This window comes from Streptomyces sp. NPDC006012, from assembly GCF_042871185.1.
Taxonomy (GTDB): Bacteria; Actinomycetota; Actinomycetes; order Streptomycetales; family Streptomycetaceae; genus Streptomyces.
Genome location: NZ_JBIAIE010000001.1, coordinates 255608 through 267436 on the forward strand (window position 1 = coordinate 255608; position 11829 = coordinate 267436).

9 protein-coding genes are annotated in these 11829 nt (G+C 73.3%); 6 read left to right on the forward strand and 3 right to left on the reverse strand.

The features are described 5' to 3' along the window. Positions 1-33 precede the first annotated feature (33 nt). Complete coding sequence (locus tag ACFYPJ_RS01160) at positions 34-1650, reverse strand: carboxyl transferase domain-containing protein (protein WP_389008523.1); 1617 nt, start codon at positions 1648-1650, stop codon at positions 34-36. A gap of 86 nt (positions 1651-1736) precedes the next feature. Between ACFYPJ_RS01160 and ACFYPJ_RS01165 the strand changes: the two genes are divergently transcribed. The 3 genes from ACFYPJ_RS01165 to ACFYPJ_RS01175 all read left to right on the forward strand — a co-directional run bounded on the left by ACFYPJ_RS01165 (position 1737) and on the right by ACFYPJ_RS01175 (position 4550). Further along, the gene (locus tag ACFYPJ_RS01165; protein WP_389008526.1) at positions 1737-2330 is read left to right on the forward strand and encodes a TetR/AcrR family transcriptional regulator; all 594 of its coding nucleotides are present in this window, start codon (positions 1737-1739) and stop codon (positions 2328-2330) included. Between the two features lie 291 nt (positions 2331-2621). Then, complete coding sequence (locus tag ACFYPJ_RS01170) at positions 2622-3779, forward strand: acyl-CoA dehydrogenase family protein (RefSeq protein ID WP_389008529.1); 1158 nt, start codon at positions 2622-2624, stop codon at positions 3777-3779. Positions 3780-4187: 408 nt separating this feature from the next. Then, a complete protein-coding gene (locus ACFYPJ_RS01175) occupies positions 4188-4550 on the forward strand; it encodes a hypothetical protein (protein ID WP_389008532.1) in 363 nt (120 codons plus the stop codon). A 76-nt stretch (positions 4551-4626) separates the two neighbouring features. Here ACFYPJ_RS01175 and ACFYPJ_RS01180 read toward each other — a convergent pair whose 3' ends face one another. Both ACFYPJ_RS01180 and ACFYPJ_RS01185 read right to left on the reverse strand, forming a co-directional pair. Then, entirely contained in the window at positions 4627-5424 is a 798-nt protein-coding gene (locus ACFYPJ_RS01180; RefSeq protein WP_389008535.1) for a phosphatase, read from the reverse strand. 67 nt (positions 5425-5491) lie between these two features. Then, positions 5492-7156, reverse strand: a complete 1665-nt coding sequence (locus tag ACFYPJ_RS01185; RefSeq protein WP_389008538.1) for a helix-turn-helix domain-containing protein — start codon at positions 7154-7156, stop codon at positions 5492-5494. A 223-nt stretch (positions 7157-7379) separates the two neighbouring features. Here ACFYPJ_RS01185 and ACFYPJ_RS01190 point away from each other — a divergent pair, with 223 nt between their 5' ends. The 3 genes from ACFYPJ_RS01190 to ACFYPJ_RS01200 are packed head-to-tail and all read left to right on the forward strand — an operon-like array spanning position 7380 to position 11696. Then, positions 7380-8990, forward strand: coding sequence for a sodium:solute symporter (locus ACFYPJ_RS01190; protein WP_389008541.1), 1611 nt, complete (start codon positions 7380-7382; stop codon positions 8988-8990). Continuing rightward, complete coding sequence (speB, locus tag ACFYPJ_RS01195; protein WP_389008544.1) at positions 8987-9955, forward strand: agmatinase; 969 nt, start codon at positions 8987-8989, stop codon at positions 9953-9955. Before ACFYPJ_RS01190 ends, speB begins: the two co-directional genes overlap by 4 nt. Before the next feature lie 55 nt (positions 9956-10010). Beyond that, complete coding sequence (locus ACFYPJ_RS01200) at positions 10011-11696, forward strand: thiamine pyrophosphate-binding protein (protein WP_389008547.1); 1686 nt, start codon at positions 10011-10013, stop codon at positions 11694-11696. Positions 11697-11829: the final 133 nt, after the last annotated feature.

The window sequence follows — 11829 nt, forward strand, 5'->3', positions numbered from 1 at the left end:
TCTGAGCCGTCTGAGGCATCTTCTTGTTCCCTCTCACATCCGGAAGACGCCGAACTGCGGTTCGCCCAGTGGGGCGTTCGCGCAGGCGGTCAGGGCCAGACCCAGCACCTGCCGGGTCTCCAGCGGGTCGATCACCCCGTCGTCCCAGAGCCGGGCGGTGGCGTAGTAGGCGTTGCCCTGCTGCTCGTACTGCTGCCGGATCGGGGCCTTGAAGGCGTCCTCCTCCTCGGCGGGCCAGGACTCGCCCCGGCCCTCCAGCTGGTCCCGTTTGACGGTGGCGAGGACGGAAGCGGCCTGCTCCCCGCCCATGACGGAGATCTTGGCGCCCGGCCACATCCACAGGAAGCGGGGGGAGTAGGCCCGGCCGCACATGGAGTAGTTCCCGGCGCCGTACGAACCGCCGACCACCACGGTCAGCTTGGGCACGCGCGTGCAGGCGACGGCGGTCACCATCTTGGCGCCGTGCTTGGCGATGCCGCCCGCCTCGTAGTCCTTGCCGACCATGAAGCCGGAGATGTTCTGCAGGAACACCAGCGGGATCCCGCGCTGGTCGCACAGCTCGATGAAGTGCGCGCCCTTCTGGGCCGACTCGGAGAACAGGATGCCGTTGTTGGCGACGATCCCGACCGGGTGGCCGTGGATCCGGGCGAAGCCGGTGACCAGGGTCTGCCCGAACTCCGCCTTGAACTCGGCGAACCGCGAGCCGTCGGCCACACGCGCGATGATCTCGCGGACGTCGTAGGGGGTGCGGGGGTCGACCGGCACCGCGCCGTACAGCCCGTACGGGTCCACCTTCGGCTCGACGGCCTGCCGCACGTCCCAGGGCAGCGGCCCGCGCGCGGGGAGCGTGGCGGCGATGGTGCGGACGATCCGCAGGGCGTGCGCGTCGTCCTCGGCGAGATGGTCGGTGACACCGGAGACCCGGGAGTGCACCTCTCCGCCGCCCAGCTCCTCGGCCGTGACGACTTCGCCGGTGGCGGCCTTCACCAGCGGCGGACCGCCGAGGAAGATCGTCCCCTGGCCCCGGACGATCACGGCCTCGTCGCTCATCGCCGGGACGTAGGCGCCGCCCGCGGTGCACGATCCGAGGACGGCGGCGATCTGCGGGATCCGTGCCGCCGACATCCGCGCCTGGTTGTAGAAGATCCGGCCGAAGTGCTCGCGGTCCGGGAACACCTCGTCCTGCATCGGCAGGAAGGCGCCGCCGGAGTCGACGAGGTAGACGCAGGGCAGCCGGTTCTCCAGGGCGACCTCCTGCGCCCGCAGGTGCTTCTTCACCGTCATCGGGTAGTACGTGCCGCCCTTGACGGTGGCGTCGTTCGCGACGATCACGCACTCCCGCCCGCTGACCCGGCCGATCCCGGCGATGACACCGGCGGCCGGGGCCTGCCCGTCGTACATCCCGTCGGCGGCGAGGGGCGCCAGTTCCAGGAAGGGCGAGCCGGGGTCGAGGAGCGTGTCGACCCGGTCCCGCGGCAGCAGCTTGCCGCGCGCGGTGTGCCGGGCGCGGGCCCGCTCGCCGCCGCCGAGCCGGGCCGCGGCCAGCTTGCCGCGCAGCTCCTCGACGAGCGCGCGGTGCGCCTCCTCGTTGGCCCGCCAGGCCGCCGACGCGGGGTCCTCCGCACTCGTCAGCTCCGGTGCCTGATCCATCCTGCGATCCCCTCACCCTGTTAATGAGCGTTAACGCACTTCCTTCAGGTTAACGACCGCTAACCGCCCTGTCTACAATTGCCCGCATGGTCACCAGAACCGGCGCTCCCACCCGCCGTGAGCAGATCCTCAAGGAGGCCGCCAGGCTGTTCGCCGAGCGTGGCTTCCACGGCGTCGGGGTGGACGAGATAGGTGCCGCGGTCGGCATCAGCGGACCGGGGCTGTACCGGCACTTCAGCGGCAAGGACGCGATGCTGGCGGAGCTGCTGGTCGGGATCAGCGGGCAGCTGCTGACCGGCGGGCGGCGGCGGGTGGCCGAGGCGTCCGGGAACGCGGACGCGCTGCTGGACTCACTGATCGAGGGCCACATCGACTTCGCCCTGGACGACCGCCCCCTGATCACCCTCCACGACCGCGAACTCGACCGGCTGCGCGACTCCGACCGCAAGCTCGTCCGCCAGTTCCAGCGGCAGTACGTCGAGCTGTGGGTGGAGGTCGTCCGCGAGGTCTACCCGCGGCTGTCCGAGCCCTCCGCCCGCTCCGCCGTGCACTCGGTCTTCGGCCTCCTGAACTCCACGCCCCATCTCGGCCGCGCGGGCACCCTGCCCGGCCGCGGCACCACGGCGCTGCTGCTGCACCGGATGGCCCGGGGGGCGTTCGCCGCGGCGGGCACGGACTGACGGGCGCCCGGGGCTCGCGGCGCGGGCACGGAGCGCCGGGCGGGGGCCCGCGGCGGCGTGGGGCCGGACCGGCGGGCGGGGCCCCTGGGGCGTGGGGCCGGCCGCCGGGGGTACCGCGTGACGAGGGTTACGGCCATCGCCCTGGACGGCCTCCCTACCGGCCGGTACGGTGGTGAGCAAGCGCTTAGCCGTGTGGGCCGTACGCGGGTCGTACCCGTCGGTCGGGACCCCGGCGGCGAGCAGTCACATCCGCGAGTCCGGCGCCGGTGCAGGCGCGGAGAGGGGCCGACGGTGCGCCGTACGGTGTTCAACGAGGATCACGAGGCGTTCCGGGAGACCCTTCGCGCCTTCATCGAGGCCGAGGTCGTACCGGTGTACGACGAGTGGTTCGCCGCCGGCCTGGCCCCGCGCGAGTTCTACCTCAAGCTCGCCGAGCTGGGCCTGTTCGGCATCAACGTCCCGGAGGAGTTCGGCGGCGCGGGCCTCGACACCCACAAGTTCGAGGCGATCCAGTACGAGGAGACCGCCCGCGCGGGCGTCGCCTTCGGCGGCTCCGGCGTGCACACGCTGCTCGGCCTGCCGTACCTCAAGATGCTCGCCAACGACGAGCAGAAGAAGCGCTACCTGCCGAAGTTCGTCACCGGCGAGGAGATGTGGGCCATCGCGATGACCGAGCCGGGCACCGGCTCCGACCTCGCGGGCATGAAGACCACCGCCAAGCTGTCCGAGGACGGCACGCACTACGTCCTCAACGGTGCCAAGACCTTCATCACCGGCGGCGTCCACGCCGACCGCGTCATCGTCTGCGCCCGCACCGCCGCGGCCACCGCCGACGACCGCCGCTTCGGCATCTCCCTGTTCGCCGTGGACACCAAGGCCGAGGGCTACTCCGTCGGCCGCAAGCTGGACAAGCTCGGCCTGCGCACCTCCGACACCGCCGAGCTGGCCTTCGTCGACGTCAAGGTTCCCGTCGAGGACCTGCTCGGCGAGGAGAACAAGGGCTTCTCCTACCTGGGCGCCAACCTGCCCTCCGAGCGCTGGGGCATCGCCTTCGGCGCGTACGCGCAGGCCAAGGCCGCCGTCCGGTTCGCCAAGCAGTACGTCCAGGAGCGGACCGTCTTCGGCAAGCCGGTCGCCCACTTCCAGAACACCAAGTTCGAGCTGGCCGCCTGCCAGGCCGAGGTGGACGCCGCCGAGGCGGTCGCCGACCGCGCCCTGGAGGCCCTGGACGCGGGCGAGCTGACCCCGGCCGAGGCCGCGAGCGCCAAGCTGTTCTGCACCGAGGTCGCGCACCGCGTCATCGACCGCTGCCTCCAGCTGCACGGCGGCTACGGCTACATGAACGAGTATCCGATCGCCCGCCTGTACGCGGACAACCGGGTCAACCGCATCTACGGCGGCACCAGCGAGATCATGAAGTCGATCATTGCGAAGGACATGGGTCTCTAACGCGAAGGACATGGGTCTCCAGGGCCGGGACCCGTACGGCGGCCGGGGCGCCCGCACCGGCCGCACACGCCGGTGGGCCCGTTGCCGCCACCGTCTCACGGCACCGGCGCCCGCCCGCGGCCTGTTGCCCGAGGTGCCGATCCCGCAAGGCCGGACTAGGCTGGCGCCGAAGCCGTGTACGAGGCATGCCTCGGGCCGTCGATGCTCCCGATCACGAGGAATTCCGGCCGCCGCTCCCGCCCACGTCGCACCGTGTGGCCCGACCCGGCGGCCTGGTCGTCGAGACGTGCTTCGTCATGCGAGCGGCCGAGCCAGAGACCGCGCCGCACTTTCTTCCGCTCTGCGGCGACGGCCCATCCTCACGTGCCCTGCACGGGCGCGCGAGACGATGGAAGGAAAGGCATTCCCATGCGAGCACAACGCGCGAGGCGTCTTCTCGCGGTGTCCGCCGCCGGTGTCCTGATCGCCGGTGGCGCCGCGATCGGCGCAGCGGGCACCGCCTCGGCGGCCCCGGCGCACATCGACTCCGGATACTCGCACCACCACAGCGGGTGGGGCGGATACGACGACTTCCGCGGCGACCACGGTGGCGGCCACGGCGGTCACGGTGGCTACGGTCATGGCGGTTACGGCGGCTATGGCTACGGAGGCTACGGCGGTCACGGTGGCTACGGCGGCGGTGGTCATGGCGGTGGCGGCTACGGCGGTGGCGGCCACGGGGGTGGCGGTGGTCACGGCGGTGGCGGCGGCCACGGTGGTGGCGGACGCTGATCGGGTACGGACAAAGGCGCGATGTGCGGCTCCCCTTGCGGGGCCGCACATCGCGGTATGACGGGCCGTCGGTCCGTCAGTCGTCCTCGCCCAGGCCCGCCGTGGCCAGCAGGTACGCCGTCATCGGGTCGTAGTGGCGCGGGCTGACCACGTGGTCGTCGAGCGGTACCGCCACCTGGAGCGTGCCCTCCGACTCGGCGAGGAACAGGGCCGGGTCGTTGCAGTCCGCGTACCCGACGGAGTCGACGCCGTGCTGTGCCGCGTACCCGGCCCAGCCGTGGTCGGCGACGACCAGGTCGGGCAGCGGGCGCTCCGCGCGCTCAAGCCCCGTCAGTATCGCCCGCATCGGCTCACCGGAGTGGGTGTGCCAGAGCGTGGCCCCGTGCTCAAGGACGGCCACGTCCGCGAACTGCATGACGTACCCCTCGTCCGTCTGCAGCCCGTCCGGCACGACCACGATCTCGCAGCCGGCGGCGCGCAACGCGGCGGCCGTGGCCCGGTGCACGTCGAGCAGGCCGCCCGGATGGCCCGTCGCGAACAGCACCCGCTGCCCGCCGTCGGCCGCCTTGCGCAGCCGCAGGGCCAGCCGGTCCAGGCCGTCGACCGTCAGCTCGGGGTCGATGGTGTCCTGTCCGTACCGGTACTCGGGGTCGTCGTTGACGCCGACCCGCTCCGCCATCACCGCGAGCACGTCCTGCTCGTCCTGCCAGCGGTTGCCGAGCTCAAGGCCGAGCCAGAAGTTGCGGTCGCCGTTCGACAGTTTGCGGTAGTGGGAGAGGTTGTTCTCGCGGGGAGTGGCGACGTCGCCCGCGATGCGGGTGCTCACGAGATGGTCGACTAGCTCGGCACGGCTGGGTGTCCCGGGTATCGGCATGCCCCCCATTGTGGGGCAGCGGGAGGTGCGATTCCCCCTGCGTGCCGCACGCTGGGACGCGGGTCACTCACCGGTGCTCCGGGTGCTTCAGCGCGAACCAGAGTTCCATGCGGACGTCGGGGTCGCCGAGGTCCGCGCCGAGGAGCGAGGCGCACCGGCCGATCCGCTGCCGCACCGTGTTGCGGTGCACGGCCAGCGCGACCGCGGTGCGGTCCCAACTGCCGTGCAGGGACAGCCAGGTGCGCAGGGTCTCGGCGAGCGCGGGCCGTCCGGCGAGCGGCGCCAGCAGCGCGCGGGCGAACCCCTCCGCCGCGTCCGGCGCGACCAGCCCGTCCAGTCCAGGGCGCCCGGCGTGGCGGACCAGCGGGCTGCGGGTGGCGCGGGCGCGGGCCAGGGCGCGCGCCGCCTGGGCGTCGGCGGACGGCCACCCGGCCGGGTCGGCGGGGGCGCTGATCCCGAGGGTCCAGCCGGGTTGCGGGGCGGGTTCGCGGCCGGCCGGCACGAGCACCCGTACGACGTCACCGGCGAGGTCGACCAGTGCCGAGCCCAGTGCCGAGCCCAGCGCGGACGCGGCGACCGCGTCCGGCACCCGGGCCTGCGGACGGGCGGCGTGCACGACCGTCCACCGCCCGTCACCCAGCAGGGGTGCCACGTCGTCCGGCGCGGCGCCCAGCAGCAGCCGGACGAGCGCCGAGGAACGCGCCGCCCCGGCGCCGCTGTGGTGCTCCGCGGTGAGCAGGGAGAGCAGGACGGCGGCGACGGAGGCGATGGTGTGGTCCCCGGCCTCCCGCCGCGGGGCAGCGACCGCGAGCACGAACCCCTGCCCGTTCCCGAGGGCGTAGGCGGCGAGCTGGGTGTCGCCCAGGGTGTCGGCGGCGGTGGCGGGACCGGGACCGGGACGGGGAGGGGGAGGGAGCAGCGGGTGCGGTCCGGGGCCCGTATGCGCTCCGGCGTCTCCGTGTGCTTCGGCCTGCGCACCGGCGTCTGTGGCGGGGGCCGCGGGCGGCCCGGCGGCGGTGGCGAGCGGCCGTACGACCCGGGTCAGCCGGTCCAGGGCCGGGCGCACGCCGTCCTCGGCGGCCCGGCCCGCGGCGGCCACCTCCGTGCCGTCGGGGCCGTACAGGACCGCACGGCCGCCCAGGTGCCGGGCCAGCCGGTGCAGCACCGCGGGGACCGGATCGGGGCGGGAGGCGGCAGACGCGAGGCTCTGCTGGGCCTCCGTGACCCGGCGCAGCTCGGCCAGCCGCGCCCGGGCCATCAGCTGCCAGAGGGCCCGCGCCACGGCCGAGAAGGTCGTCCGCGGCGGGACCTCGACGAGCGGCAGGCCGGCCGTCTCACAGGCCGCGATCAGCGCCCGCGGGACCGTGTCGTGGACCGGGGCGACGCCGAAGCCCAGGGCCGCGCCGCCCGCCGCCACGATCCGGGCGACGTAGTCGTCGAAGTAGCCGGCGAGGCGGTCCGCCGGATCCGGGACCGCCCGGCCGGCGGCGGCGCGGTCCGGGTCCGCCGCCGCGGGGACGTGCACGCCCGCGGTCAGCAGCAGCTCGCCGCCGAGCAGGTACGGGTACGGGTCGGACATCTCCGAGGTGTGCGCCCAGTGCACGACGACCTCGGGACCCGACGGGCCGGCGATCTGCCGCAGGGCCAGGTCGTCCCGGGCCAGCAGCTCCGCCAGTGGTACCGGTGGGGTGGGCGGGACGGGTGGTGCGGCTGGTGCGGGCGTGTCCGGCATGGTGTGCGTTCCTTCCATCCGGCCTCGCTCGAATGGATGAAACGTACACTTCGCAGTCGCTCTCCGGCCACCTAATGTCGGTGCGGACCGGCAGCCGCGGGTACGGGCGGATGTCCCCGCGATCCGCTGCCGGCGTCCCGGCTCTCCCAAGCCCCCGTGTCCGGGAGAGCCCGACCGTCTCTGCACGACACGCCCCGGACCGTGCGCGAAGGAGAGCCCCCACATGGCCGTCGACTACACCGTGATCGTCGTCTATCTCGTCGGCATGCTGGCCGTGGGCTGGTGGGGCATGCGCCGCGCCAGGTCGAAGAGCGAGTTCCTGGTGGCGGGCCGCCGGCTCGGACCCTCGATGTACTCCGGCACCATGGCGGCCATCGTCCTCGGCGGCGCCTCCACCATCGGCGGCGTGGGCCTCGGCTACAAGTACGGCCTGTCCGGCGCCTGGATGGTCTTCACCATCGGTCTCGGCCTGCTCGCGCTGAGCGTGTTCTTCTCCGCCCGCATCGCCCGCCTGAAGGTCTACACCGTCTCCGAGATGCTCGACCTGCGCTACGGCGGCCGGGCCGGCGTCGTCTCGGGCGTGGTCATGTGGGCGTACACGCTGATGCTCGCGGTGACGTCGACCATCGCGTACGCCACCATCTTCGACGTCCTCTTCGACCTGAACCGCACCGTCGCGATCGTCATCGGCGGCGCGATCGTGGTCGCCTACTCCACGCTCGGCGGCATGTGGTCCATCACGCTCACCGACATGGTGCAGTTCGTGGTGAAGACGGTCGGCGTGCTGCTGCTCCTGCTGCCCATCGCGGTCGTGAAGGCGGGCGGCTTCGCCGAGATGAAGGCCGAGTTGCCCACCGCCTACTTCGACCCGCTGGGCATCGGCGGCGAGACGATCTTCACCTATGTCCTGATCTACACCTTCGGCATGCTCATCGGGCAGGACATCTGGCAGCGCGTCTTCACCGCCCGCAGCGACCGGACCGCGCGGTGGGGCGGCACGGTGGCGGGCACCTACTGCCTCGTCTACGCCCTCGCCGGCGCCGTCATCGGCACCGCGGCCAAAGTGCTCTACCCCAGGCTGGGCAACGCGGACGACGCCTTCGCCACCATCGTCAAGGACGAACTCCCCATCGGTGTGCGCGGGCTGGTGCTGGCCGCCGCGCTGGCCGCGGTGATGTCCACCTCGTCCGGCGCGCTGATCGCCTGCGCCACCGTCGCCAACAACGACATCTGGTCCCGGCTGCGGGGTGTGCTGCGCCGCCGCACGGTACGCCCCCACACGGACATGCCCGCCGCGTACGCGCCGGGCAGGGAGACACCGGACGGGAACGCGCCGGACGGTGACGCGCGCGACGAGGTCACCGGCAACCGCGCGTTCATCCTGATCATGGGCGTCGGCGTGATCGCCACGGCCATCGTGCTCAATGACGTCGTCGAGGCCCTGACCGTCGCCTACAACCTGCTCGTCGGCGGGCTGCTCGTGCCCATCCTCGGCGGGCTGCTGTGGAGGCGCGGCACCGTACAGGGCGCCCTCGCCTCGGTGCTCGTCGGCGGCCTCGCGGTCATCGGCCTGATGGCCTCCTTCGGCATCCTCGCCAACGAACCCGTCTACTACGGCCTGCTGTCCTCCCTCGTCGTCTACGTCGCCGTCTCGCTGCTGACGAAGCCGACCGACGCCGCCGTCCTGGCCGCCTGGCGCGAACGCCTCGCCGGCCGGAGCCCCGACCTCCCCGCCGAACCCGCACCGGCCCGCCACCAGGTCCCCAGAGTCCCAGAGTCATCCGGAAGCAGTACCTGCGCGAACAACCACAAGAAAGAAGGCATGTCACCATGAGCGGCACCGAGACGCCCCGCGGCCCCGTCGACTCCTCCCGCGTCCCGCGGTACGCAGGACCGGCGACCTTCGCCCGGCTGCCCCGCCTCGACGAGGTCCCCGCCGCCGACGTCGCCGTCGTGGGCGTGCCGTTCGACTCCGGTGTCTCCTACCGGCCGGGCGCCCGGTTCGGCGGCAACGCCATCCGTGAGGCGTCCCGGCTGCTGCGCCCCTACAACCCGGCGCAGGACGCCTCGCCCTTCGCGCTCGCCCAGGTCGCGGACGCCGGTGACATCGCCGTCAACCCGTTCCACATCGGCGAGGCGGTGGAGACCGTGGAGGCGGCGGCCGACGAACTGCTCGGCACCGGCGCCCGGCTCGTCACCCTCGGCGGCGACCACACCATCGCGCTGCCGCTGCTGCGCGCGGTCGCCCGCCGGCACGGCCCGGTCGCGCTGCTCCACTTCGACGCCCACCTGGACACCTGGGACACCTACTTCGGCGCCGAGTACACCCACGGCACGCCGTTCCGCCGGGCCGTCGAGGAGGGCATCCTCGACACGTCGGCCCTCTCCCACGTCGGCATCCGCGGCCCGCTCTACGGCAAGCAGGACCTCGACGACGACCAGAAGATGGGCTTCGGCATCGTCACCTCCGCGGACGTCTACCGGCGCGGCGCCGACGAGGTCGCCGACCAGCTGCGCCAGCGCATCGGGGACCGGCCGCTGTACGTCTCCATCGACATCGACTGCCTCGACCCGGCCCACGCGCCCGGCACCGGCACCCCCGAGGCGGGCGGCCTGACCTCCCGCGAACTGCTGGAGATCCTGCGCGGCCTGGCGTCCTGCAACCTGGTGTCGGCGGACGTCGTCGAGGTGGCGCCCGCCTACGACCACGCCGAGATCACCGCCGTCGCCGCCGCCCACACGGCGTACGAGCTGACCACCCTGATGACCCGCAGAATCGCGGCGGACCGCACCGCGTGACCCCGGCCCCCGCGTGCCCCGCGCACGCGTACCCCTCCCAGGAGACCGAGCCCCAGTGACGCACGACCACGACCTGGTACTCCGGCCGACCCCCGCGCAGACGGCGGCGGCCCTCGCCCCTCCCCCCGGCCGCAACGGCGGCGACCTGGTCGTGGAGACCCTGGTAGGGCTCGGCGCGACCACCGTGTTCGGCCTGCCCGGCCAGCACGCCCTCGGCGTCTTCGACGCTTTGCGCCGCTCCGACCTGCGCTACATCGGCCTGCGGGTGGAGAACAACGCCGGCTTCGCGGCGGACGCGTACGGCCGGATCACCGGCGAGGCCGCGCCGCTGCTGCTGTCGACGGGACCGGGCGCGCTGACCTCGCTGGCCGCGCTCCAGGAGGCGGCGGCGGCCTCGGCGCCCGTCCTCGCGGTCAGCAGCCAGATCCCGACGGCCGGGCTGGGCGGCGGGCGCCACGGCTATCTGCACGAACTGCCGGACCAGGCGGCCTCGTTCCGCGGCGTGGTGAAGTCGGTCCACACCGTCCGTGCCCAGTCCCAGATCCCGTCCGCGCTCGCCGCCGCCTGGAAGTCGGCGCTGACCGTCCCGCACGGCCCGGTGTGGGTGGAGATCCCCGAGGACGTGCTCCGGGCAAAGACGGCCCTGCCGGTGGTGACGGCGGTGGACGCGGCCCCGGACGAACTGCCCCCGCGCCCCGAACTGACCGCCCTGGCCGCCGACCTGCTCTCGCGCGCGGCCCGTCCGGCGATCATCGCGGGCGGGGGAGTGGTCCGTGCGGACGCGTCCGGCAAGCTGCTGCGGCTGGCCGAACGGCTGGCCGCCCCGGTCGTGACGACCTACGGCGGCAAGGGCGCGTTCCCGTGGGAGCATCCGCTGTCCCTGCAGTCCTGGCTGGAGGACCGGCACACGACGGAGTTCCTGGCGGACGCGGACGTCCTGCTGGTGGTCGGTTCGGGGCTCGGCGAACTGTCGTCCAACTACCACACGTTCGCGCCGCGCGGCCGGGTGATCCAGATCGAGGCCGACCTCGGCAAGCTGGAGTCCAACCACCCCGCGCTGGGCATCCACGCGGACGCCCGGCTCGCTCTCCAGGCGCTGCTGGAGACGGTGGACGAGCGCACGGACGAGACGGCACCGGAGCGGGTGCGCACCCTGCTCGGCAAGGTCGCCGACCGCATCGCCGCTCAGGAACTCACCCTGGAACAGGAGGTGCTGGCGTCGGTCCGGCGGGCCCTGCCGCCCGGTGCACCGTCCTTCTGGGACATGACGATCCTGGCCTACTGGGCCTGGTCGGCCTTCGACGCCCAGGCCCCGAACGCCATGCACTCGGCCCAGGGCTCCGGCGGGCTCGGCTACGGCTTCCCGGCCGCCCTCGGCGCGGCCGCCGCCGACCCGACCCGCCCGGTGCTGGCGGTGTCGGGCGACGGCGGCGCGCTCTACTCGATCGCCGAGCTGGCGACGGCCCGCCAGTACGACCTGAACGTCACCTGGCTGATCGTCGACGACGGCGGCTACGGCATTCTGCGCGAGTACATGACGGACGCGTTCGGCCGGGCCACGGCGACGGAGCTGACCCGGCCCGACTACGTGGCGCTCGCCCGGTCCTTCGGGGTCCCGGCGGTGCGGACCACTCCGGGGACCCTGGCGGCGGACCTGGCGGACGCGCTCGCGTCACCGGGTCCGTCGGTGGTCGTGCTGCCCGCGGTACTGCGGATGTTCGCACCGACCCACCTGGGCTGACGCGCCGACGCGCCTCGGCCGACGAGGGTGGGCCGGTAGCCGGTAGCCGGTAGCCGGTAGCCGGTAGCCGGTAGCCGGTAGCCGGTAGCCGGTAGCCGGTAGCCGGTAGCCGGTAGCCGGTAGCCGGTAGCCG

Coding starts and splice junctions, on each gene's coding strand:
- ACFYPJ_RS01160 (WP_389008523.1), bottom strand. CDS start 1,650: ATGGATCAGGCACCGGAGCTGACGAGTGCGGAGGACCCCGCGTCGGCG.
- ACFYPJ_RS01165 (WP_389008526.1), top strand. CDS start 1,737: ATGGTCACCAGAACCGGCGCTCCCACCCGCCGTGAGCAGATCCTCAAG.
- ACFYPJ_RS01175 (WP_389008532.1), top strand. CDS start 4,188: ATGCGAGCACAACGCGCGAGGCGTCTTCTCGCGGTGTCCGCCGCCGGT.
- ACFYPJ_RS01180 (WP_389008535.1), bottom strand. CDS start 5,424: ATGCCGATACCCGGGACACCCAGCCGTGCCGAGCTAGTCGACCATCTC.
- ACFYPJ_RS01185 (WP_389008538.1), bottom strand. CDS start 7,156: ATGCCGGACACGCCCGCACCAGCCGCACCACCCGTCCCGCCCACCCCA.
- ACFYPJ_RS01190 (WP_389008541.1), top strand. CDS start 7,380: ATGGCCGTCGACTACACCGTGATCGTCGTCTATCTCGTCGGCATGCTG.
- speB (WP_389008544.1), top strand. CDS start 8,987: ATGAGCGGCACCGAGACGCCCCGCGGCCCCGTCGACTCCTCCCGCGTC.